This is a genomic window from Shewanella vaxholmensis (assembly GCF_031932135.1).
GTDB lineage: Bacteria > Pseudomonadota > Gammaproteobacteria > Enterobacterales > Shewanellaceae > Shewanella > Shewanella hafniensis.
On the sequence record NZ_JAUOEV010000012.1, the window covers coordinates 122,634 to 144,003 of the forward strand.

Genomic DNA, 21,370 nt, shown 5'->3' on the forward strand with positions numbered 1-21,370 from the left:
ATCATCTTGAGTGGAGCACAATGCTGGCACAAATTGCCTTCATTGGCTCCGCTTGATTAACTATAGCCTGAATTGTTCACCTAAGTACACAGCCCTAACTTGCTGATTGTCTAAGATCTCTGCAGGTGTTCCTTCGGCAATCAGGTTTCCGTGACTCACAATATAGGCATGTTCACACACATCTAATGTCTCGCGAACATTATGGTCGGTGATCAACACGCCAAGGCCACGACTTTTGAGCTGTTCGATAATCTTTTTGATGTCGATAACTGAAATAGGATCGACACCCGCAAAGGGTTCATCGAGCAAAATGAACTTAGGATTTGCTGCTAACGCCCGCGCAATTTCGACACGGCGACGTTCACCGCCCGACAATGACATGCCTTGGCTGTCACGGATGTGGGTGATGTGGAATTCTTCGAGCAGATGCTCGAGTTGTTCTTCCCTTTGCTCTTTCTTCAATTCTTTGCGCGTTTGCAGTACGGCCATGATGTTGTCATGGACTGTCAGCTTACGGAAGATACTGGCTTCCTGCGGCAAGTAACCTATGCCTTTGCGGGCGCGCAGGTGCATAGGATCTGCGGTTAAATCATCATCGTCGATAAAGATGTGGCCTTTATCGCTTTTAACCAGACCGACGACCATGTAAAAGGTGGTGGTTTTACCCGCACCGTTTGGGCCGAGCAGTCCAACAACTTGACCTGTCTTTACCGTTAGACTGACGTCTTTAACCACTTGGCGACTCTTATAACTCTTCGCCAGATTTTGTGCTCTTAGGGTGATTTGGGTCATTTAGAGTCCTGCTTTTTCACAGGTTTATCCGCTGGCGCGTCTGGTTTGGCATCATCTTGATAGCTTTCAGGCTGAATAATAGTGATCACGCGATCGTCACCACTACCTGTGCTTTCTGCAATCAATTTTTGCTGGATGATGTTATAGCGGATCACATTACCCGTCACTTGGCTACCTGCTTGATCTAACGAAGCTTGGCCTTTCAGTGTCAGGGTACGGCTTGCCATATCGTAACGAATTTCTTTCGCGCTCGCCGAGGCTGGACGGCCATCGTCTAACACTTGGCTGTAAGTTGCGGGGTTACCAGTGGCCACTAAAATTTTGCTATTTTCACCTTCGGCAGAAAATGCACGCAGTTCATTTGCTTGGATTTTTATCGAGCCTTGGGTAACTTCCACCGGACCAAAGAAGATGATCTGGTTGTTCTTGATATCTGCCGTTTGGCTCACTGCTTTGATTTTAACTTCCTGCTTTAGGTCGTCGACTTTAGCAAAGGCGCTCATGCTCATTATTAGCATTAGGCTGGCAAGTAATACGTTATTTTGCTTCATATGTTCCTACTACCTGACTGGTCAATTTCACTTCCTGCGCGTTGAGGTCGGCATAAAGGCCTTGGCCTTGAATATTAAAATCTTTCCCTGTGACGTAAATGGTACGGTCAGAGGTCATTATCATAGTATTGAGATCGAGTTCCAGATAACTGGTGGACAAGGTCTGGATCGGTTCTTCTGCGCTAATGGCATCAATAATAACATTGTTTTCGAGTACAACCTTGCCCGTTTCCTTGTTTAGCTTGCCCTGATCTGCACTGAGTTGCCATTGTGCTTTACCTTGGTCTGGATAAACAAGATAAACAGGTTGAGTAAAGTAAGTTTGATTCGTTGAATCATAATGTTCCATGTGTTTCGCCGTCACACGGCTATTAACTAGCCCTTGTTCATTGAACTCAACACTGCGCAGATCTTCAATGATGAAATCTGGGGTATTTTGATCTTTAACTCTATTATCGGTATCACCGCTGTGTTTGTTCTGCACTTGCCAATACAGCACTAATGCCGTTCCAAAAAAAGCAATAATCGCGAGTGTCACACGACTCATATACTCATTCCATGGGCCGAAGTGAATTTATTTTGACTGAGTAGCAATAGATCTGTGAGTTCACGCAGTGCACCGTGGCCACCATTGAGCGTAGTGACAAAGTGGGCGTGCTGACGCACATAGGGATGACCATCGGCCACACTGACCGCTAAACCGACGACATTCATCACGGGTAAATCGACAATATCATCACCGATATATGCTACTTCTTCCGGGGTGACACCATAGAGTGCGAGCAATGCTTCATAGGGCTCGAACTTATTATCTACGCCTTGGTAAATATGGGTAACCCCAAGGGCTGTCATACGGTTTTCAACGATTTTGGATTGACGTCCAGTGATAACGGCGAGATTAAAACCGCTGGTGAGTAGCGAGCGCACACCATAGCCGTCGCGGGTGTGGAAGGCTTTTAGCTCTTCGCCGCTATTGCTTAGGTAAATACGGCCGTCGGAAAACACTCCATCGACGTCACAAATCAACAGTTTAATCTTTTGCGCGCGTTGCCACACATCATCACTGATTGGGCCGTAAAATCCTTGCTGTGGCATTAAATGACTCCTGCTTTAACCATGTCTAGCATGTTAAGAGCGCCGATAGGATGGCGGTCTTTATCGATAACAATTAATCCGTTGATGTTTTTTGAGTCCATCACTTGCAGCGCTTGGGCGGCCAACACACCGTCTGTGATGGTCACGCAGTTACGGGTCATCACATCGGCGATGGGCGTAGTGCGTAGATTTACTTCGGCATCGATAACGCGGCGTAAATCACCATCGGTGAAGATACCAACCAGCTTGCGCTGATCATCGATAATCGCCGTCATGCCTAAGCCTTTTTTGGAAATTTCGTACAGGGCTTCTGTGATGCAAATATCGTGGTTAACGAGCGGTAAGTCATCACCGCTATGCATGACATCGCAGACTTTTAACAATAACTTACGCCCTAAAGCACCGCCAGGATGGGACATAGCAAAATCATCACGGGTAAAGCCTTTGGCTTGTAGCAGCGCAATGGCAATGGCATCGCCCATCACTAAGGTCGCTGTGGTGCTTGATGTTGGGGCGAGTCCAAGTGGGCAAGCTTCTTCTGGGACTTCAATACATAAATGTACTTTAGCTAAGCGCGCCATGTTCGATTCGGGTTTACCTGTTACCGCGATAACGGGCACGCCCATACGTTGGATGACGGGCATTAAGGTGAGGATTTCGCTCGACTCACCAGAATTAGAAATCGCTAAAATCACATCGTTATCGGCTAATACACCGAGATCACCGTGGCTGGCTTCACCCGGATGCACAAAAAATGCGGGCGTTCCTGTGCTGGCGAGGGTGGCAGAAATCTTATTGCCGATATGGCCCGACTTGCCCATGCCCATGACAATCACTTTGCCTGTGCAGTTGAGGATCAACTCGCAAGCTTCTGCAAATTCAGCCGAATCAACATATTGATAAAGATTGTCTAGGGCTGACTTTTCAATGTCGATAACTTTACAGCCCCATTGGCGCAGTTGTGATTTGTCTACCATGTCTATCTCTCTTTTTGCATTGTCTTTGTCGCCCCATGATGGGATTGGAATAGCACAATTTGGTACGCGATAAAGATGATATGTAATAGGCTTTCTGCCAAGTTTTAGTTTGTTTTCAGACGATTTAGCTCATGTCTCGTTGTGGTGAGTTTCCTAAAACAACAAAACAATTGCGGCAGGCTAGAGCGATTGATCTGACTCGTCAAGTTCAGCTGCGGCAGCTATGCATGCACAATAACCCGTTTAGCAATTGAAGGCCTTGAGCAATATCATCGTCTTTGTCGTTTATTTCAATGGATTTATCCCGTATCGCTGTGGGTATTACCGCACGGGATGCCTCGATTTCACACTCGTGTATCGACTTATCACACCTTAAAAGTGGACGAAGAGCGAGCTAAGTGCGAACGAATTAGCCAATATTGCCAATTCTGCAACTAGGTTGAAAACATTAAGTAACATTTTACCTGTGCAGAGTGAAAACTTAGGGCGCATTTTCGCTGTAAATGAGGCAAATTGAAAGTATCGCAGGGCGATAGTGTCGATTCGGTTGTAGGTTAAAGCGCAATTACGTACAATTTGCGGCTCTTCGATTGGTCAGTCTAGGAAGACTAGGATCACCTCTTTGCAAATGTCGGAATCAAGCATGACTCAAGAACAAACTCCGTTGGTTGAGATCCGTAATTTGGGGTTTAGCCGCGGTCAGCGTGTGATATATGAAGATATTAGCCTGTCCATTCCAAGGGGCAAGGTGACGGCGATCATGGGGCCGAGCGGCATAGGCAAAACGACCCTGTTAAAGTTGATCGGCGGCCAATTAACGCCTGACCACGGACAAGTGCTATTTGATGGCCACGATATCCATGGCGTGAGTCGCAATGAATTATTTAGCCTGCGTAAGCGGATGAGCATGCTGTTTCAAAGTGGCGCGCTATTTACCGACATTAATGTGTTCGATAACGTGGCGTTTGCGCTGCGCGAACATTCTTGTCTGCCAGAAGACATTATTCGCACTATCGTGCTGATGAAGCTTGAAGCCGTAGGCTTGCGTGGCGCCGCCCAGATGATGCCAAGTGAGTTATCCGGTGGTATGCAACGCCGCGCAGCATTGGCCAGAGCCATAGCGCTTGAGCCTGAAATGGTGATGTACGATGAGCCTTTTGCCGGCCAAGATCCAATCTCTATGGGCGTGTTAGTGAAGCTTATTCGTGAGTTATCGGATGCGCTCAATTTGACCTCCATCGTAGTGTCCCACGATGTGGATGAAGTCCTCGGCATTGCCGATTATGTGTATGTGGTGGCCGACAAAAAAGTCATTGCCCACGGTACGCCAGAAGAATTGAAATACGCCGACAATCCTCAGCTGAAACAGTTTATTCAAGGCGCACCGGATGGCCCTGTACCGTTCCATTATCCGGCGAATGATTACCAACAAGAATTGATGGCAAAAGGAGTTGGCAAGTGAAGTTAATAGACAGTATTGCCGACTTGGGCCGCAGCGCAATTGAGTTAGTGCTCGGTTTTGGCCGCGCAGGCCTTATGTTGTGGGGGGCGATTTTTCGCTGGCCACGGGTGCGCAAAGGTTTTCCATTATTAGTGCGCCAGATTTATGTGGTCGGCGTGCAATCTATGGTGATCATCTTAGTTTCAGGGCTTTTTATCGGCATGGTGTTGGCACTGCAAGGCTACAACATCTTAGTTGGTTTTGGCACCGAAGAAAGCTTAGGCCCTATGGTGGCGCTCAGTTTACTGCGTGAGTTAGGGCCCGTGGTTACCGCACTTTTGTTTGCGGGACGTGCGGGTTCAGCCTTAACCGCTGAAATTGGTTTGATGAAGAGTACTGAGCAGCTCTCGAGTTTAGAGATGATGGCTATCGACCCATTAAGGCAGATTATTGCACCGCGCTTTTGGGCGGGGGTGATCAGTATGCCATTACTGGCGTTAATGTTTACCGCTGTGGGTATATATGGCGGTCACATAGTCGGCGTGGAATGGAAAGGAATCGATAGCGGGGCGTTTTGGTCGATTCTGCAGGCGTCGGTCGAATGGCGTCAGGACATAGTTAACTGCTTGATCAAGAGTGGTGTGTTTGCCGTAGTGGTCACTTGGATTGCGTTATATCGCGGTTATCAAGTGATCCCAAATCCGGAAGGTATTAGCCGTGCAACGACTCAGACTGTGGTTCAGTCGAGTCTCGCTGTATTGGCATTAGATTTTTTACTGACAGCCCTGATGTTTGGCCGCTAACGGAACACTGCGGATTTCGACACAGGTTAGATGGATTAACAGAGTGGTAGCTGAACATGTTGACACGAAAAATTGAATTATTAGTGGGTGTGTTTCTTTTAACAGGATTGGCCGCTTTTTTGGTCTTAGTCTTTAACGTCGCCAATATTGAAGTGAAAAGCAGCGATAGCACTTATACCATACAAGCCAATTTTACCAACATTGGTGGTTTGAAGGTGCGTTCGCCAGTCAAGGTTGGCGGTGTTGTCGTTGGCCGAGTGAGCAGCATAGATTTAGATCCCGTTAAGTTAGTGGCTGTGGTCACATTAGTGATGGACAAGCGTTACGATAAATTCCCTGAAACCAGTAGTTTAGCCATTTTGACTTCGGGTTTGTTGGGCGAACAATTCTTAGGGTTAACACCGGGTTTTGTCGACGATGATGTCAGCATGCTTAAAGATGGCGATAAGATTGATGATACGCGCTCGGCATTAGTGTTGGAGGAACTGATTGGTCAGTTCTTATATAGTATGGGTTCGAAAGACAAATAGGGGTTACCGCTATGTTTAAAAACTTATCTCGTTTTTTATTGCCGTTAGTGATGGTTTTAGGGACAACGAGCGCTGTCGCCGCCGATGTGGTTGTCGATACGACAGATCCGTATGCCATGGTGAAAGCCGTTGCTAATAAAACCTTCGATCGTTTTCATAAAGATAAAGCGTTAATTGATGCAAATTCAGACCATTTAAAGGTAATCGTTCGTGAAGAACTGATGCCTTATGTCGATTATAAATATGCCTCTTACAAAGTCTTAGGCCAATATCTTAAGGATTCAACCGAAGACCAACGTAATCGTTTTGTCGATGCCTTTGAAGGTTATTTAGTGTCGACCTATGCCCAAGCCTTTACTGAGTACACCAATCAAAAAGTGGAGTTTTCACCTGGGGTTGATTTCAGCAAAGAGAAAATGGTGGATGTGAACGTGCAGATCATCGAAGCCGGTCGTCCGCCAATTAAACTGTTGTTTAAGGCTCGCCGTTTGAAAGATGACTCATGGAAGGCATTTGATTTAGTCGCCGAAGGTGTGAGCTTACTGTCTTCTAAGCAATCTGAAATCTCGAATCTAATTCGCCAGCAGGGTATCGATCCTGTGATTAAGATGCTTGAAGATCGCACCAAAGAAAAAGTGGTCATGAAGGCTAAATCAGGGAAGTCACAGTCGTGATTGAATTTGTGCAACAGGGCACAGTTTGCCATCTCAAAGGGCGCATAACCCAAGCCGATGTCATTACACTTTGGCCGCAGCGGCAACAACTGCTGAGCGAGTCAACCCAGATATTGTCTTTGTCTGGGCTCGAATACAGTGATAGCGCTGGCATGGCATTTTTGCTGGCGTTAGTGCGTGAACATGGCAGCCAACTTGAATTACGTTCTGCCTCACCACAACTTAAAAAACTCATCGATTTATATGATTTACATGCCTTCTTTACCGAAGAAGTGCATTGATAATAGGGTAATAGATTTCATGGAATGCAGCTTAATCGAACAGATTTTACGTGATGCGTTAGGGCTTGAAGAAGTTCACGCTAGCTCAGATGGTAGCCATTATAAAGTGATCGCAGTAGGCGAATGCTTCGATGGTATGAGCCGAGTCAAACAGCAACAAGCCATTTATGCACCGTTGACGGCACACATTGCCAGCGGTGAATTACATGCATTAACGATCAAAACTTTCACGCCGACTCAATGGAAACGCGAAAAAGTTTTCAACATGCCTAGCTAGTGAGGAAAAGTGGATAAACTAACAATTCAGGCAAGCCCCCCGCTTGCCGGTGATGTGATTATTTCGGGTGCGAAAAATGCGGCTCTGCCTATTCTGATGGCAGGCGTATTAGCCGAAACCGATTTTGTGGTTTCTAACGTGCCGAATCTTCGCGATGTGAGTACGAGCTGTAAATTATTACGCTGCCTTGGTGCTGAAGTGACTGAGCTTGGCGACGGACAGATCCGCATTTCAACCACGAATCTAAATGAGTTTTGCGCTCCCTACGATCTCGTGAAAACCATGCGCGCGTCTATCTTGATCTTAGGGCCGTTATTGGCGCGTTATGGTACCGCAGACGTGTCATTGCCAGGCGGCTGCGCCATTGGCGCAAGACCGGTGAACTTACACTTACATGGCCTCGAAATGATGGGTGCCAAGATTGAAGTGAAAGAAGGCTATATTAAAGCCCGTGTTGATGGACGTCTTAAGGGCGCACACATTTTCATGGACATGGTCAGTGTCGGCGCAACCGAAAACTTGCTGATGGCTGCGGCGTTAGCCGATGGCGAAACCGTGATTGAAAACGCGGCGCGCGAACCTGAAGTGATCGATTTGGCCAATTGCTTGATTGCCATGGGCGCAAAAATCACAGGCGTAGGCAGTGCAACCTTGCGTATTCAAGGGGTTGAGCGTTTACAGGGCTGTAATTACCGCGTGATGCCAGACCGTATCGAAACTGGTTCCTTCCTGGTTGCTGCCGCGGTAACTCGTGGGCGTATTCGTTGCCTAAAAGCCGATCCTGCATCACTTGAGTCAGTTATCGCTAAGCTTGAAGATGCGGGCGCTAAGATTACGACGGGCGAAGATTGGATTGAGCTCGATATGCAAGGTAAGCGTCCAAAGGCGGTCAATATCAAGACGGCACCTTATCCCGGTTTCCCAACGGATATGCAGGCGCAGTTCTGTGTGCTTAATGCCTTAGCGCAAGGAACGGCCACCATTACCGAGACCATCTTCGAAAACCGCTTTATGCACGTGCCAGAGCTTATTCGTATGGGCGCAACCATGGAGCTTGAAGGTAATACCTGCATCATCCAAGGGATTGAATCCTTAAGTGGTGCGCAGGTGATGGCGACGGATTTACGTGCGTCAGCGAGTCTAGTGATTGCGGGCTTAGTTGCCGATGGCAAGACGATTGTCGATCGTATCTATCACTTAGACCGTGGTTACGAGCATATTGAGAATAAGTTCCAAGGTTTAGGCGCGCAGGTTGTGCGTACTCAGTAAAGAGTTATTGAGCTATTGAGTTAGGCCTGAGAGATTAAAATCTCGACCCATTAAAAAACCAGCTTAAAAGCTGGTTTTTTGTTGTCTGCGTTTTAGTGTGCTACGCAATGAGGGGCGCCACTCTAGTTATCGACCACAACCTTTTCATCGATAATCACAGGTAACTCCTGTTGTTTACCTTGGCGTATCACAGTCATCATCACTTTCTTACCCGGTGTGGTTTCAGCGATGCGGTCCATCAGCATTTCAACGCCTGGCACATCTTCACCATCGTATTTAATAATTACATCCCTTGGCATTAAGAGGGCACGCGCCGCTGGGCCATTAGGATCGACACCCATAATGACTACACCTTTTAAATCGGGCAGATTGAGGATTTGTGCAATGACAGGGTTGATAGGTTCACCTGAAATACCCAAAGCACCACGGATCACGCGGCCATTCTTAATCAACTTACCCATAATGCTGTGGGCCAATTTAATTGGGATAGCGAAGTTAATCCCATGGCCGCCGCCTTCTTCACCCACTTGGAATGCTGCGGTATTAATACCGATAAGGCTGCCGTTAGTGTCAATGAGCGCGCCGCCAGAGTTACCGGCATTAATCGCCGCATCGGTTTGCAAAAAGTCTAAGTAACCTGAACTTAAGCCGTTACGACCTGTGGCACTGATGATGCCTTGGGTAATGGTTTGGCCTAAATTGTAGGGATTACCAATGGCGAGCACGACATCACCAACTTGAGGTGGACTGTCGAGGTTAACGGGGACAATCGGTAAGTTATCGCCTTCAATCTTGAGTACCGATAAATCGGTTTCTGGATCGAAGCCAACCACTTCAGAGGTAAATTTGCGTCCATCTTGCAGGGCGACAACAATTTCGTCGGCCTTTTTAATGACATGATAATTCGTAAGAATATAGCCTTCTTTGCTCATTATCACCCCAGAACCTAGGCCCTGTAGCGAACCCGAGTTAAGTGGGCGGTTCTGATCTATGCTGAGGCTATAAATGTTAACAACGGCAGGGGCTGCGCGGCGGACCGCCTTGGCAAAGGAGAGCTCGACTGTGTTGTTGGCTCGGGTTTGTAGCAGGCTATTACCGAGGGATTGGTTATCGAAATAACGGGTTACCAATAAAAACATGGCCGCCATGATAAGACCGAAAAGGGTGGCTTTACCGAGATATAATAGTGTGTCTTTTATCGTCATGGCAGGATGGATCTTGAAAAAGGTGAGTTAGATTAACATGTTTAATCTATGTAAGCATAGGGAACCTAAGCTCCCTATGCTTATGTGTGGCAGAAAAAATGGCCTATTTAGTCGATTAACGTAGGACTAAATATAACATGCTCTTATCACGCATGATCTTCAGTGCCACCGCACCTTCTTGATCTTTTAGTTGTGCTTTAAGTGCTTTAAGATCTTTAATTGCAGTACGGTTAATACCGACAATCACATCTCCTTTTTGCAAGCCACTCATTGCCGCAGGTGAACCTTGGGCGACATCGGTGATTTCAATGCCCTTAGATGAGTTTTCTAAGGATGCACCTTGCAACATAGGATGCACAGCGCCCGCCGCAGATTCACTGGTTTGGCTTGCTTCACCTAAGGTCACCTTAACGGTTTTCTTATCACCGTCGCGGATGAGTCCTAGCTCAACCTTAGCACCCGCACCCATAGTGGCGACTTTGGCACGCAGTTCTTGGAAGGACTTAATGCCACGGCCATCGACGCTGATAATGATATCACCCGCTTTAATACCGGCTTTCTCGGCGGCACTGTCTTTAGCGACTTCATTCACGAAGCCGCCGTGTTGGGTGTCTAAACCAAAGCCTTGGGCGAGTTGGCTATCAAGATCGCGTCCCGAAATCCCCAGTACTCCGCGGCGTACTTCACCGTGTTCGGCAATTTGCGCGACCAAGTTTTTCACCATATTGGCTGGGATCGCAAAGCCGATACCAACGTTACCACCTCCCGGCGCTACGATTGCGGTGTTAATCCCAATCAATTCCCCGTTTAAGTTAACGAGTGCACCACCCGAGTTACCACTGTTAATCGCGGCATCGGTTTGAATAAAGTTTTCCAGCATTTCTATGCCTAAACCGCTACGGCCTAAAGCACTGACAATACCTGAAGTCACGGTTTGCCCTAAACCGAAGGGGTTACCAATGGCAACGGCAAAGTCACCAACACGCAAGTCGTCAGAGTTTGATGATTTGATTGCGACAAGATTTTTTGCCTCAATTTGCAGCAATGCAATATCCGATTCTGAGTCAGTACCAATGAGTTTGGCCTTTACTTCACGACCGTCATGTAGACCAACTTGAATATCATCAGCACCGTCAATCACGTGGTTGTTGGTGACTATGTAGCCTTTTTCGGCGTCAATAATAACGCCTGAGCCTAAGCCTCTAAAAGGACGTTCCTGCACTTGCTCCTGTGGCGCATTGGGGCCAAAGAAGTAACGAAAAACATCAGGCACTCTTTGTTTTGAAACATGAGTACCCGTAACGGCTACGGACACAACAGCAGGTGTCGTACGCTCAAGCATGGGCGCAAGACTTGGAATGGATTGTCCCTCAACCGTCTGTGGAATGGCGGCCTGTGAGACGACAGGCATCATAGTCAGGGTCGCGGCTAACATTGCGGCTGAAAGTACAGATAATTTTGTTTTCATCTATTCATAACTCCAAATAAGGGTTGAACGATCTGGATGTAATGCATTAGCTATTGTGCGAGTGCCAGATCAAATCTGTATCGGTACCGGCTATTTGCCTAGGTAACCATTCGGACACGCACCTAATTGAAAAAGTTCATCATATTAACAAATGTTAATTTTTTTGAGCCTATTTTATCGGCTGTTTCATACTCGTTGCTGAGTGGAAAACTGTGGGCAAGATACTCATTTTTCAAGCCCTGATATCAGCAAGTTTTGCCGATTAAAATGACCTACAGCATAGAGGTTTATTCGCCGTTTGTATGCTGTTTAGCGTTGAGGCAAAAGTCGTATTCAGCATTAATATATCCTGCGCCACATTGGCCGTGCTAATATCATCGCAGTTTTAATAAAGGACATAAGAGAATTAAAAAGTGCCTCAGTTAAGCCCTTGGCAGCATTATCAAAAAGATCTTACCCGTGACGGTTTTTCCCATGATCCGGCCCAAGAAATTGCGGTCAAAGCATTACAACGTGTCTATGAAGACTTAACGGCGGCGGAAGAGCCGAGTTCTATCGTAGGGAAATTGTTTAGTGCATTAGGCTTAAAATCGGCGCCTGCTTCACCTAAAGGCCTGTATCTTTGGGGCGGTGTGGGGCGCGGTAAAACCTATCTGATGGATACTTTTTTTGATGCCTTGCCTGGCGATCAAAAGCTGCGGGCTCACTTCCATCGTTTCATGCATCAGCTACATTTAGATTTAGATGAACTGAAAGGCGTGCGCGATCCCTTGCTGGTGATTGCGAAAAAGATGGCCGCGAAATATCGCGTTATCTGTTTCGATGAATTCTTTGTCTCCGATATTACCGATGCCATGTTGTTAGGTACGCTGTTTCAAGCGCTATTTAAAGAAGGCGTTGTGCTGGTCGCTACGTCTAACATCATCCCCGACGACTTATATAAAAATGGCTTACAGCGGGCACGTTTCTTACCCGCTATAGCCTTAATTAATCAACATTGTGAAGTGCTCAATGTGGATTCTGGCATCGATTATCGACTACGTACCCTTGAGCAAGCGGAGATTTATCATCATCCGTTAGACGCACAAGCCGATGCCAATCTTATGCGTTATTTTAGCCAGTTAGCGCCTGAGTCAGAGGTGCTTACCGCCGATATTGAAATCGAAGGTCGTAGTATCAGTATTCGTCAGCAGGCGCAGGGCGTATTGTTGGCCGATTTTAGAGCGCTCTGTGATGGTCCGCGAAGTCAGCGTGACTACATGGAATTGGCGCGGATTTATCATACTGTACTGGTCAGCGGCATTGAGCAAATGGGGGCATTTCTGACCGGTGATGATATCGCCAGACGATTTTTAGCTATGGTCGATGAGTTTTACGAGCGCAATGTAAAGCTTATCGTATCGGCCCAAGTGCCACTCGAAGATATCTACGCCGATGGCTTGCTTAACTTCGAATTTAGACGTTGTCGCTCGCGTCTTATTGAGATGCAATCACACGATTATTTGAAAACAGAGCACCTGCCTTAACCCTGCGGCGCAAGAGTTTCGCTTTAACTCCCGTGTTAAATCACCACTGGCTTGTTAATCCTTAGGATGACAAGCCAGATTGGTCGATATTTTATAATTTTTATCAAAATATCAGGTGATTTTTAACTCAGCTTTGTCTATACTCCGCCACCTGCCCACGTTACTCCGCCAATTGGGCGGAAGTTGTAAGCCGAAGTCAGTGCTCGAAGGGGTGCTAAAAGGCAATTTTGTGTTGTTTGCAAATGCAGACAGCATGTGAGACAGAAAATTAACTTTGGGTTTTTGTAATAATGAAGACTTTTACTGCTACACCAGAAACCGTAACTCGTGACTGGTTCGTCGTTGATGCAGACGGCAAAACTTTAGGTCGTATCGCTACTGAAATTGCTACCCGTTTACGCGGTAAGCATAAGCCAGAATACACTCCACACGTTGATACCGGTGATTACATCATCGTTGTTAATGCTGAAAAAGTGACTGTTACTAGTAACAAAGCGAAAGGCAAAACGTACTACTCGCATTCAGGCTTCCCTGGTGGCATTAAGCAAATCAGCTTTGAAAAGCTGCAAGCGCAAAAGCCAGAAATGATCATCGAGAAAGCAGTTAAGGGTATGTTACCAAAAGGTCCTCTGGGCCGTGCCATGTTCCGTAAACTGAAAGTTTACGCTGGCGCAGAACATAACCACACTGCACAACAACCTCAAGTTCTTGATATCTAAACGGGATTAAGCAAATGGCTGCAACTCAGTACTACGGCACTGGCCGTCGCAAAACCTCTACAGCTCGCGTTTTCGCTAAAGCAGGTAGTGGCAACATCGTTGTAAATCAACGTCCTTTGGATCAGTATTTTGGTCGTGAAACTGCTCGTATGGTTGTTCGTCAACCTTTAGAGTTAGTTGAAATGACTGACAAGCTGGACATCTATGTAACTGTTAAAGGCGGTGGTATCACTGGCCAAGCAGGCGCAATCCGTCACGGTATTACCCGTGCTCTGATGCAATTAGATGAAGCACTGCGTCCATCACTACGTTCTGCTGGTTTCGTTACCCGTGACGCTCGTAAAGTTGAGCGTAAGAAAGTGGGTCTACGTAAAGCACGTCGTAAGCCACAATTCTCTAAGCGTTAATTCGTTTTTGGAATATCAAAAAACCCAGCCTATGCTGGGTTTTTTATTAGCTAAAATTTACGATACTGGCGAATTCATTTAAATAAGAGACTCTGTTGTTGGGGTGTGCTGATATACAATCAATTTGTATTGAACGACTGAGTTTGAGGTGCGCATGACTTTTCAAGTTTTTATGCTGGCAGTAGCGCTTGTATTACTTTTAGAGGGAGTCGGACCCTTACTCTTTCCGAACAAGTGGCGTCGTTATTTAAATGAACTCTCCCATCAAAATCAGCAGGTTATCCAGCGACTTGGTGGCGCGTTAGTCACGGCAGGAGTGGTGATTCTGGTGATTTTTGCGTAAAAAACAGCCTGCTTGCCCTTGCTTACTAAGATCTGTTAAAATTCTTTTTTAACCGCAACCTTGCAGCAAATAATGGGCAAAAACGTAGTTGTTCTCGGCACCCAATGGGGTGACGAAGGAAAAGGTAAGATTGTCGACCTTCTAACAGAACAGGCAAAATATGTAGTTCGCTATCAAGGCGGCCACAATGCTGGTCATACCTTGGTTATCGATGGTGATAAAACCGTTCTTCATCTGATCCCATCGGGTATCCTGCGCGATAATGTGAAATGCATTATTGGCAACGGTGTGGTGCTTGCACCTGACGCCCTGATGAAAGAGATCAACATGCTGAAAGATCGTGGTGTTCCTGTTGAGGAACGTCTGTTGATCTCTGAAGCGTGTCCGCTGATCCTACCATTCCATTGCGCCTTAGATATCGCCCGTGAAAAAGCACGTGGCAATAAAGCTATTGGTACAACTGGCCGTGGAATCGGACCTGCGTATGAAGACAAGATCTCCCGTCGCGGTCTGCGAGTAGGCGACCTGTTCAATGCTGAACTGTTTGCTGAAAAGCTGAAAGAAGTTATGAAATACCATAACTTTATGCTGACAGAGTACTATCAAGTCGAAGCTGTTGATTACGAGCAAACGCTAGCAGATGCTTTGGCTATGGCCGATTATCTGAAGAGCATGTGTGTTGACGTGACTGAACTGTTGGATACTGCGCGTAAAGCCGGTGAGCCAATCCTGTTTGAAGGCGCTCAAGGTACATTACTCGACATCGACCACGGAACTTATCCTTTTGTAACCTCTTCAAATACCACTGCCGGTGGTGTTGCGACGGGTTCAGGTTTTGGTCCACGTCACTTAGACTATGTCTTAGGTATCATGAAGGCTTACACCACTCGCGTGGGTGCAGGTCCATTCCCAACTGAACTATTATGTGAAGTTGGTGATCATTTAGGTACTAAAGGTCATGAGTTTGGTGCGACAACGGGTCGTAAGCGTCGTCCAGGTTGGTTGGATGCTGTGGCAATGCGCCGCGCAGTTCAAATCAACAGTGTGAGTGGCTTCTGCTTGACTAAGTTAGATGTACTTGATGGTCTGAAAGAAGTGAAAATTTGTGTGGGTTATCAGAATCCTGATGGCACTATCTCTAAAGTAACCCCGCTTGCGGCTGAAGGTTATGAACTGGTTACGCCTGTTTATGAAACTATGCCAGGTTGGAGCGAGTCGACTTTTGGCGCGACATCCATTGAGCAACTGCCACCGGCAGCGATCAATTATATCAAGCGTCTTGAAGAGCTATTAGAAACACCAATCGACATTATCTCTACTGGTCCTGACCGTAACGAAACCATGATTTTGGTTAATCCGTTCAATTAAGACCTGTTAAGGCCGTGTTTCACGGCCTTTTTATCTGCTTCTTTATGCCTTTCTCTGTTTAATTCTGCGGTTAGAAATTCAGCTCAAGCTCAAGAAATAGGTTATACTGCCGATGCAAGTATTCACCCTATTGTCATTGAGAGTCGTTATGCTACGTACAGCACTAGTTGCGCTACTGCCCTTAGTATCTTCAATGTGCTTTGCTGAAACGCAGGCGGTGGATATTTATAGCCAAGATCAATTGCTTGATTTGATCCGTAGCGATCAATATTTAGCAAAAGTGAAGCGTGATGATTGCCAGTTAGTCCAAGACATTGAGGCGCGAGCCCAGGTCTTAAAACAGCCTTTATATCAATTCCTGTGGGGCGAAATGCTCAATTATGGAACCTGTGTAAAGGCAAACCCTGTGAAGGGCATTGCTTTGTTACGTGACTCGGCCGAACAAGGTAGCTCAGAAGCGATGTTAAAGCTTGCCGAGTATTATCAGAGTGGGAAATTTGTCATCCGCAATAAAGACAGAGCAGTGCATTATTTACTGCCTGCGGCTGCAAGTGGTGATTTACCCGCTCGTATGATGTTAGTGCGTTTATTCGGTGAAGGTTATGGTAGTCCTAGGGATTACGAGATGGCCTATCACTGGTTATATAACGATGTATTTGCGGACGAGGCGACGAAGAAAAAAGCCTTGTCTTTACTGCAGGTGTTAGCAGCTAAAATGCCCCCCAGTGCAGTGGCGCGGGCCCAGCAAGAACAGTTGCGAACCCGTTAAGTGGTCTCTTAATCTAGAGACACATTATTTGGATATTGAATGATCAAAGACCCTCATTTTGAGCGTGAACAGGATAAGTACGAAAACCCTATCCCAAGCCGTGAGTATATTATCGATTACTTACGTTCTCAGAAATCACCTATCACTCGTGACAGTATTGCCGCGGCGTTAAACATCCAAGAGGAAGAACAACTTGAGGCCCTGCGCCGTCGCCTTCGTGCGATGGAACGCGATGGCGAACTCGTGTTCACCCGTGGGCAGAGCTATGGCTTGCCCGAGAAAATGGATCTTATCCCCGGCACTGTACTCGGACACAGAGAAGGCTTCGGCTTTTTCAAACCCGATGAAGGCGGTGATGACTTATTTATTTCGAACCGCGATATGCTGATGTATTTCCATGGTGATAAAGTGCTGGCGCAAAAAGCGGGCACAGATCGTCGTGGTCGCCGCGAAGCGCGTTTGGTGCGTTTGATCCAGCCGCGCAGTGCCGCGATTGTTGGCCGTTATCATGTTGATAGCGGTATGGCATTTGTCATTGCCGATGATAAGCGTATAACCCAAGAAATCTTAGTCGCGAATGAAGACCGCAACGGCGCCCGTCAAGGCGATGTGGTTGTGGTTGAATTAACGCGTCGCCCAGGTCGTTTTGTTAAGGCTGCGGGTAAAGTGACTGAAGTGCTTGGTAAGCAAATGGCGCCGGGGATGGAAATCGAAATCGCCTTGCGTAACTACGACTTACCCCATACTTGGTCACCTGTGATCGAGAAGAAACTGCGCCGAATTCCCGATGAAGTGACCGACGCCGATAAAGTCGGCCGTGTAGATTTACGTCATCTGCCATTAGTGACTATCGACGGCGAAGACGCCCGCGATTTTGACGATGCCGTGTATGCGGAGAAAAAAGCCGGTGGCGGCTGGCGTTTATGGGTTGCGATTGCGGACGTCAGTTATTATGTTCGCACCGATTCGGCTTTAGACACCGAAGCGCGTGCCCGTGGTAACTCAGTGTATTTCCCATCGCAAGTGATCCCTATGCTGCCGGAGAAAATCTCCAACGGCCTATGTTCGCTTAATCCTCACGTCGACCGTTTATGTATGGTCGCCGAGATGACTGTTTCTGCCAAAGGCAAGTTGTCGGGTTATAAGTTTTATCCGGCTGTGATGTATTCCCATGCCCGTTTCACTTATACCCAAGTGGCGGAGATGTTAGAAGGCGGCCCAATTGCGCCTGAGCATGAAGCCTTGTTCCCGCATCTGCAGTGTTTACAGTCATTGTATTTAGCGCTCGATGAGCAAAGGGCCGAGCGTGGTGCGATTGCGTTTGAAACCATGGAAACGCAGTTCATTTTCAATGAGCAGCGCAAGATTGATAAAATCGTGCCGCGTGGCCGTAATCAAGCCCATAAAATCATTGAAGAATGCATGATTTTAGCCAACGTTTCTGCAGCTAAATTTGTGAAGAAACACAAAGGCGACGTGCTGTACCGAGTGCATGAAGCGCCATCTGAGCAAAAGTTGGCGAACTTTAAAGAGTTCCTTGCTGAGCGTGGTTTGACTATGCCTGGCGGACTTGAGCCAACGCCGTCTGATTACCAGAACGTGATGCTGCAAATTGCTGAGCGTCCCGATGCTGAACTTATCCAAGTGATGTTGCTGCGCTCTATGCGTCAGGCCATTTACACTCCAGATAATGAAGGTCACTTTGGTCTAGCCTTAGAGGAGTATGCGCATTTTACCTCGCCCATTCGCCGTTATCCGGATTTAGTCTTACATCGTGTGATCCGTTATTTACTGGCGAAGGAAAGAGGCGAAGCCACAGAAAAGTGGACGCAGGATGGTGGCTACCATTATCAACTCGATGAACTCGACCAATTGGGCGAAGAGTGTTCGACTACAGAGCGTCGTGCCGATGAAGCGACTCGCGATGTTAGCGATTGGCTCAAGTGCGAGTTTATGCAAGATCACGTCGGCGATACCTTTGAAGCTGTAATTGCCTCAGTGACGAGCTTTGGTTTATTCGTGCGCTTAAATGAGCTGTTTATCGATGGCTTAGTGCATATCTCAAGCCTAGGTAGTGATTACTACCAATTCGATCCTATGCGTCAACGCCTTATCGGTGAGCATACAGGCCAAGTCTATCAAGTGGGCGATCCTGTGACGGTTAAGGTCGCTGCAGTTAACTTAGATGACAGACAGATTGATTTAGTCATGCTGGGCGATGACGGCAAAGGTGGCAAGCGTAAAGCATCTGCCAGCCGTGATAAGCCGATGACTGCCCGTGAGCGTGTTAATCGCGAAGGTGCTAAGCAAGGCAAAGCGGGTAAAACCGCAACCCCTAGCACTAAGGCTGAAGCTGGCAAAGCCAAACCTAAGGCTAAAGCGGGCACTAAAGCGAAAAAAACAGCAGTAAAAGATCCGGCTAAAAAGCCAAAAGCCGCTAAGCGGAGCACGAGAAAGAAATAAATGAAAAAACAAGATATTATTTTTGGGATCCACGCAGTTGAAGCCCTGCTAAAACACAGCCCTGAGCGCATTATCGAGTTATGGCTGTTACAAGGCCGTGACGATGAGCGCTTAACTGTGCTGGCCAATCAGGCCAAAGCTTTTGGCACTACGATTCAGGTCGCTTCTCGCAAAGCCTTGGATGACAAAGCGGAAAGCAGCCAACATCAAGGTATAGTCGCGCGCGTTAAAGCGGCGAAAGTGTTGAATGAGCAAGATTTAGATGTGCTGCTTGCTAACACTGAGCAAGCATTCCTGCTGATTTTGGATGGCGTGACGGATCCCCATAACTTAGGCGCTTGTCTACGTAATGCCGATGCGGCGGGCGTACAAGGTATTATCGTGCCTAAAGACAATTCAGTTGGCTTAACGGCGACTGTGAGTAAAGTGGCATGTGGCGCTGCGGAAACAGTGCCTTTATTCCAAGTGACTAATCTTGCGCGCACTATGCGTCACCTGCAGGAAAAGGGTGTGTGGATTGTGGGCACTGCGGGCGAGGCAGATTGCGAGCTTTATCAAGCCGATCTCAAAGGATCATTAGCGATTGCCATGGGCGCGGAAGATAAAGGTTTACGCCGTTTAAGCCGTGAGTCTTGTGATTCACTGATCTCTATCCCTATGGCGGGTAGTGTGTCGAGCTTGAATGTATCGGTTGCGACCGGTATTTGCTTATTTGAAGCTGTGCGTCAGCGCCGCCGCTAATACGCTCACGCTTGCCTGATTTCGCACATGCGGTATCAGGCTTGCAGTAACGACTTGTTGCAGTAACTATTTGTTTTAGTCAGCACTTGAAGTAATAAAAAAGGCCGATTAACTTTAAACAGTTAATCGGTCTTTTTATTGGCCTTTTTATATCAGCGCTTTGTCTAGGTTAACCGGATGGCTATCGGCTTCATCCGTTTGAACGGCTTCAGGCTCTGCTTGTTCGATATCGAAACTGAAGGCGAGTTGCTCCTCATCACTGTCATTTGCGTCGATAATATCGTCATCGACACCATCAGCCCCTAAATCATATTCCGCTTCATCTAGGTTAGCACTGGGCGTCATATGTTCTTGAATCGATTCGACATCAACTCGTGGGTCCAGCGCTGCCGCCAGTGGTGAAGAGACTAAGTCGCCCGTCGCCATTATGTAGTCTTGGGTGACATTGGTTTCGGCTTTTTGTTGTGCATGTACATAACGTAGCCGCACAAACAAGATTAAGGTACAGGCAGACATAAAGCCATATAACATGCTGTTGCCAAGCCATTGCATCAACGTAGAGGCGATCAATGGACCGATACTAGCCCCTAAGCCGAAGGTTAATAAGATGGTGGCAGATAAACCGACCCGCTCATTCTGTTCGACTCGTGAGTTAGCCAGTGCCGTAGCAAGTGGATAGAAGGTGAAGCCTAAAATACCGAAGAGGAAAGTCATCACCAGCGAAATCACTGGATGATAGGGCGTTAAGGCGATGGCTAAGGCTAAGATGCCAAGCAATATACAGTTGATACGAATAAGGCGACTGCGGGACATAATGTCGGACAGTTTCCCCATCGGCCATTGTGCCAGTAATCCTGCTAAAATCGTTGCTGTCATATAAGTGGCGACTTTTTCAGGTGGCAAACCTAAGTTGCTCGCGTAGGCGGGCGCGAGACCATAAAACGAACCCACTATCATGCTACCAATCGCGATGGTTGTGAGTGCCTGCGGCGCTTTTTTCCAGTAATGGGCAATTTTGAGTGGAGCTGGGACCAAAGGCGCAGGGTGAAGACGACGCGTGAGTGAAATCGGTACGATACAGAGTGAGAAACAAATCGCGATCAGCAGTAATGGCTCAAGGCCTAATTCGGGGAAGATGCTTATTGCGCCTTGGCCCAAGATCAAGCCAAAGTAAGATACGATCATATAACTCGCGAACACTGTGCCCCTTTGGTTACTTTCGGCTTGTTCGTTAAGCCAACTTTCTAGCACCATGTATTGGCACATCATTCCCATGCCGACAACGAGCCTGAGGAGCAGCCAAACTGCTAGCTCATCCACGAGTGCATGACCCAATGCAGATGCGGCGACTATGCCTGCACTGGCTACGAAGGCGCGGATATGACCCACTTGGGCGATAAGTCTATGACCAATCTTAGAGCCCGCCACAAGGCCAACATAATAGGCCGACATCATGCCGCCTATCCATATCTGTGGCACATTCATCACCGAGAGCCTGAGCCCAAGGTAAGTAGTGAGCAAACCGCCGGCCAGTACCATTAACAAGGTGGTGCTATATAAAGAGGCGAAAGTGCGCAGCGGATTAGTCATATACAACTCCGAAAACACAAACAAGATTGATAATAAACCGTGAGTATATCAGGGGTTGGTGTTTATGTTGTGTTGCAAATT

The 21,370-nt window shown here is 47.2% G+C and carries 23 protein-coding genes; 15 read left to right on the top strand and 8 right to left on the bottom strand.

The genetic code is table 11. From position 1 onward, the window contains the following. Nucleotides 1–60: 60 nt before the first annotated feature. From lptB to Q4Q46_RS12205, 5 genes are read right to left on the bottom strand one after another with little or no spacing between them, the layout of a single operon-like run. The gene (lptB, locus tag Q4Q46_RS12185; RefSeq protein ID WP_106649416.1) at nucleotides 61–792 is read right to left on the bottom strand and encodes an LPS export ABC transporter ATP-binding protein; all 732 of its coding nucleotides are present in this window, start codon (nucleotides 790–792) and stop codon (nucleotides 61–63) included. Continuing rightward, nucleotides 789–1,343, bottom strand: coding sequence for a lipopolysaccharide transport periplasmic protein LptA (gene lptA / locus Q4Q46_RS12190; RefSeq protein WP_261272392.1), 555 nt, complete (start codon nucleotides 1,341–1,343; stop codon nucleotides 789–791). Before lptA ends, lptB begins: the two co-directional genes overlap by 4 nt. Then, the gene (gene lptC / locus Q4Q46_RS12195; RefSeq protein ID WP_220591973.1) at nucleotides 1,330–1,890 is read right to left on the bottom strand and encodes an LPS export ABC transporter periplasmic protein LptC; all 561 of its coding nucleotides are present in this window, start codon (nucleotides 1,888–1,890) and stop codon (nucleotides 1,330–1,332) included. Before lptC ends, lptA begins: the two co-directional genes overlap by 14 nt. Continuing rightward, nucleotides 1,887–2,438 (bottom strand): 3-deoxy-manno-octulosonate-8-phosphatase KdsC, encoded by a 552-nt coding sequence (gene kdsC, locus Q4Q46_RS12200; protein WP_028759542.1) that lies wholly within the window; start codon nucleotides 2,436–2,438, stop codon nucleotides 1,887–1,889. The genes lptC and kdsC overlap by 4 nt, the downstream gene beginning before the upstream one ends. Further along, nucleotides 2,438–3,415 carry a KpsF/GutQ family sugar-phosphate isomerase gene (locus Q4Q46_RS12205; RefSeq protein ID WP_107946538.1) on the bottom strand — a complete coding sequence of 326 codons (978 nt, stop codon included), beginning with the start codon at nucleotides 3,413–3,415 and terminating at the stop codon, nucleotides 2,438–2,440. Before Q4Q46_RS12205 ends, kdsC begins: the two co-directional genes overlap by 1 nt. 643 nt (nucleotides 3,416–4,058) lie before the next feature. Between Q4Q46_RS12205 and mlaF the strand changes: the two genes are divergently transcribed. Genes mlaF through murA form a run of 7 tightly spaced genes read left to right on the top strand, consistent with a single transcriptional unit; the run spans nucleotide 4,059 to nucleotide 8,690 of the window. Then, nucleotides 4,059–4,877 carry a phospholipid ABC transporter ATP-binding protein MlaF gene (gene mlaF, locus Q4Q46_RS12210; protein ID WP_311906060.1) on the top strand — a complete coding sequence of 273 codons (819 nt, stop codon included), beginning with the start codon at nucleotides 4,059–4,061 and terminating at the stop codon, nucleotides 4,875–4,877. Beyond that, entirely contained in the window at nucleotides 4,874–5,659 is a 786-nt protein-coding gene (mlaE, locus tag Q4Q46_RS12215) for a lipid asymmetry maintenance ABC transporter permease subunit MlaE (RefSeq protein WP_006083062.1), read from the top strand. The genes mlaF and mlaE overlap by 4 nt, the downstream gene beginning before the upstream one ends. 56 nt (nucleotides 5,660–5,715) lie before the next feature. Next, entirely contained in the window at nucleotides 5,716–6,189 is a 474-nt protein-coding gene (gene mlaD / locus Q4Q46_RS12220) for an outer membrane lipid asymmetry maintenance protein MlaD (protein ID WP_028759401.1), read from the top strand. Nucleotides 6,190–6,200: 11 nt separating this feature from the next. Further along, complete coding sequence (locus Q4Q46_RS12225; protein WP_106649421.1) at nucleotides 6,201–6,863, top strand: MlaC/ttg2D family ABC transporter substrate-binding protein; 663 nt, start codon at nucleotides 6,201–6,203, stop codon at nucleotides 6,861–6,863. Continuing rightward, nucleotides 6,860–7,144 (top strand): STAS domain-containing protein, encoded by a 285-nt coding sequence (locus tag Q4Q46_RS12230; RefSeq protein ID WP_106649422.1) that lies wholly within the window; start codon nucleotides 6,860–6,862, stop codon nucleotides 7,142–7,144. The genes Q4Q46_RS12225 and Q4Q46_RS12230 overlap by 4 nt, the downstream gene beginning before the upstream one ends. A 19-nt stretch (nucleotides 7,145–7,163) precedes the next feature. Further along, nucleotides 7,164–7,421 (top strand): BolA family protein, encoded by a 258-nt coding sequence (locus Q4Q46_RS12235; RefSeq protein ID WP_006086065.1) that lies wholly within the window; start codon nucleotides 7,164–7,166, stop codon nucleotides 7,419–7,421. Nucleotides 7,422–7,430: 9 nt separating this feature from the next. Then, nucleotides 7,431–8,690, top strand: a complete 1,260-nt coding sequence (murA, locus tag Q4Q46_RS12240) for a UDP-N-acetylglucosamine 1-carboxyvinyltransferase (protein ID WP_220776417.1) — start codon at nucleotides 7,431–7,433, stop codon at nucleotides 8,688–8,690. Between the two features lie 122 nt (nucleotides 8,691–8,812). On the opposite strand, the gene degS is transcribed toward murA, so the two are convergent. Together degS and degQ are read right to left on the bottom strand one after the other, a co-directional pair. Next, the gene (gene degS, locus Q4Q46_RS12245) at nucleotides 8,813–9,895 is read right to left on the bottom strand and encodes an outer membrane-stress sensor serine endopeptidase DegS (RefSeq protein ID WP_126491167.1); all 1,083 of its coding nucleotides are present in this window, start codon (nucleotides 9,893–9,895) and stop codon (nucleotides 8,813–8,815) included. Nucleotides 9,896–10,010: 115 nt separating this feature from the next. Continuing rightward, complete coding sequence (gene degQ / locus Q4Q46_RS12250; RefSeq protein ID WP_006083055.1) at nucleotides 10,011–11,363, bottom strand: Do family serine endopeptidase DegQ; 1,353 nt, start codon at nucleotides 11,361–11,363, stop codon at nucleotides 10,011–10,013. Between the two features lie 413 nt (nucleotides 11,364–11,776). Here degQ and zapE point away from each other — a divergent pair, with 413 nt between their 5' ends. From zapE to rlmB, 8 genes are all read left to right on the top strand, one after another. Further along, a complete protein-coding gene (zapE, locus tag Q4Q46_RS12255) occupies nucleotides 11,777–12,889 on the top strand; it encodes a cell division protein ZapE (protein ID WP_115335535.1) in 1,113 nt (370 codons plus the stop codon). A 290-nt stretch (nucleotides 12,890–13,179) separates the two neighbouring features. Then, nucleotides 13,180–13,608 carry a 50S ribosomal protein L13 gene (gene rplM, locus Q4Q46_RS12260; RefSeq protein ID WP_311906061.1) on the top strand — a complete coding sequence of 143 codons (429 nt, stop codon included), beginning with the start codon at nucleotides 13,180–13,182 and terminating at the stop codon, nucleotides 13,606–13,608. A 14-nt stretch (nucleotides 13,609–13,622) separates the two neighbouring features. Next, the gene (gene rpsI / locus Q4Q46_RS12265; protein WP_006083052.1) at nucleotides 13,623–14,015 is read left to right on the top strand and encodes a 30S ribosomal protein S9; all 393 of its coding nucleotides are present in this window, start codon (nucleotides 13,623–13,625) and stop codon (nucleotides 14,013–14,015) included. Nucleotides 14,016–14,169: 154 nt separating this feature from the next. Beyond that, on the top strand, nucleotides 14,170–14,358 hold the full coding sequence (locus tag Q4Q46_RS12270) for a DUF2065 domain-containing protein (RefSeq protein WP_006083051.1): 189 nt from the start codon (nucleotides 14,170–14,172) through the stop codon (nucleotides 14,356–14,358). Nucleotides 14,359–14,430: 72 nt separating this feature from the next. After that, the gene (locus tag Q4Q46_RS12275) at nucleotides 14,431–15,726 is read left to right on the top strand and encodes an adenylosuccinate synthase (RefSeq protein WP_006083050.1); all 1,296 of its coding nucleotides are present in this window, start codon (nucleotides 14,431–14,433) and stop codon (nucleotides 15,724–15,726) included. A gap of 112 nt (nucleotides 15,727–15,838) precedes the next feature. Further along, nucleotides 15,839–16,495 (top strand): flagellar protein MotX, encoded by a 657-nt coding sequence (gene motX, locus Q4Q46_RS12280; RefSeq protein WP_011847814.1) that lies wholly within the window; start codon nucleotides 15,839–15,841, stop codon nucleotides 16,493–16,495. 39 nt (nucleotides 16,496–16,534) lie between these two features. Beyond that, nucleotides 16,535–18,958, top strand: a complete 2,424-nt coding sequence (gene rnr / locus Q4Q46_RS12285) for a ribonuclease R (protein WP_311906062.1) — start codon at nucleotides 16,535–16,537, stop codon at nucleotides 18,956–18,958. Further along, on the top strand, nucleotides 18,959–19,699 hold the full coding sequence (gene rlmB, locus Q4Q46_RS12290) for a 23S rRNA (guanosine(2251)-2'-O)-methyltransferase RlmB (RefSeq protein ID WP_311906063.1): 741 nt from the start codon (nucleotides 18,959–18,961) through the stop codon (nucleotides 19,697–19,699). It begins immediately after the preceding gene. 147 nt (nucleotides 19,700–19,846) lie between these two features. Here the strand turns inward: rlmB and Q4Q46_RS12295 are convergent, their stop codons facing one another. Continuing rightward, complete coding sequence (locus Q4Q46_RS12295) at nucleotides 19,847–21,289, bottom strand: MFS transporter (protein ID WP_311906064.1); 1,443 nt, start codon at nucleotides 21,287–21,289, stop codon at nucleotides 19,847–19,849. Nucleotides 21,290–21,370 lie beyond the last annotated feature (81 nt).

Excerpts from the sequence above, each read along its gene's own strand:
- lptB (WP_106649416.1), bottom strand. The coding sequence starts at position 792 with ATGACCCAAATCACCCTAAGAGCACAAAATCTGGCGAAGAGTTATAAG.
- lptA (WP_261272392.1), bottom strand. The coding sequence starts at position 1,343 with ATGAAGCAAAATAACGTATTACTTGCCAGCCTAATGCTAATAATGAGC.
- lptC (WP_220591973.1), bottom strand. The coding sequence starts at position 1,890 with ATGAGTCGTGTGACACTCGCGATTATTGCTTTTTTTGGAACGGCATTA.
- kdsC (WP_028759542.1), bottom strand. The coding sequence starts at position 2,438 with ATGCCACAGCAAGGATTTTACGGCCCAATCAGTGATGATGTGTGGCAA.
- Q4Q46_RS12205 (WP_107946538.1), bottom strand. The coding sequence starts at position 3,415 with ATGGTAGACAAATCACAACTGCGCCAATGGGGCTGTAAAGTTATCGAC.
- mlaF (WP_311906060.1), top strand. The coding sequence starts at position 4,059 with ATGACTCAAGAACAAACTCCGTTGGTTGAGATCCGTAATTTGGGGTTT.
- mlaD (WP_028759401.1), top strand. The coding sequence starts at position 5,716 with ATGTTGACACGAAAAATTGAATTATTAGTGGGTGTGTTTCTTTTAACA.
- Q4Q46_RS12225 (WP_106649421.1), top strand. The coding sequence starts at position 6,201 with ATGTTTAAAAACTTATCTCGTTTTTTATTGCCGTTAGTGATGGTTTTA.
- Q4Q46_RS12235 (WP_006086065.1), top strand. The coding sequence starts at position 7,164 with ATGGAATGCAGCTTAATCGAACAGATTTTACGTGATGCGTTAGGGCTT.
- degS (WP_126491167.1), bottom strand. The coding sequence starts at position 9,895 with ATGACGATAAAAGACACACTATTATATCTCGGTAAAGCCACCCTTTTC.
- degQ (WP_006083055.1), bottom strand. The coding sequence starts at position 11,363 with ATGAAAACAAAATTATCTGTACTTTCAGCCGCAATGTTAGCCGCGACC.
- rplM (WP_311906061.1), top strand. The coding sequence starts at position 13,180 with ATGAAGACTTTTACTGCTACACCAGAAACCGTAACTCGTGACTGGTTC.
- rpsI (WP_006083052.1), top strand. The coding sequence starts at position 13,623 with ATGGCTGCAACTCAGTACTACGGCACTGGCCGTCGCAAAACCTCTACA.
- Q4Q46_RS12270 (WP_006083051.1), top strand. The coding sequence starts at position 14,170 with ATGACTTTTCAAGTTTTTATGCTGGCAGTAGCGCTTGTATTACTTTTA.
- Q4Q46_RS12275 (WP_006083050.1), top strand. The coding sequence starts at position 14,431 with ATGGGCAAAAACGTAGTTGTTCTCGGCACCCAATGGGGTGACGAAGGA.
- motX (WP_011847814.1), top strand. The coding sequence starts at position 15,839 with ATGCAAGTATTCACCCTATTGTCATTGAGAGTCGTTATGCTACGTACA.
- rnr (WP_311906062.1), top strand. The coding sequence starts at position 16,535 with ATGATCAAAGACCCTCATTTTGAGCGTGAACAGGATAAGTACGAAAAC.
- rlmB (WP_311906063.1), top strand. The coding sequence starts at position 18,959 with ATGAAAAAACAAGATATTATTTTTGGGATCCACGCAGTTGAAGCCCTG.
- Q4Q46_RS12295 (WP_311906064.1), bottom strand. The coding sequence starts at position 21,289 with ATGACTAATCCGCTGCGCACTTTCGCCTCTTTATATAGCACCACCTTG.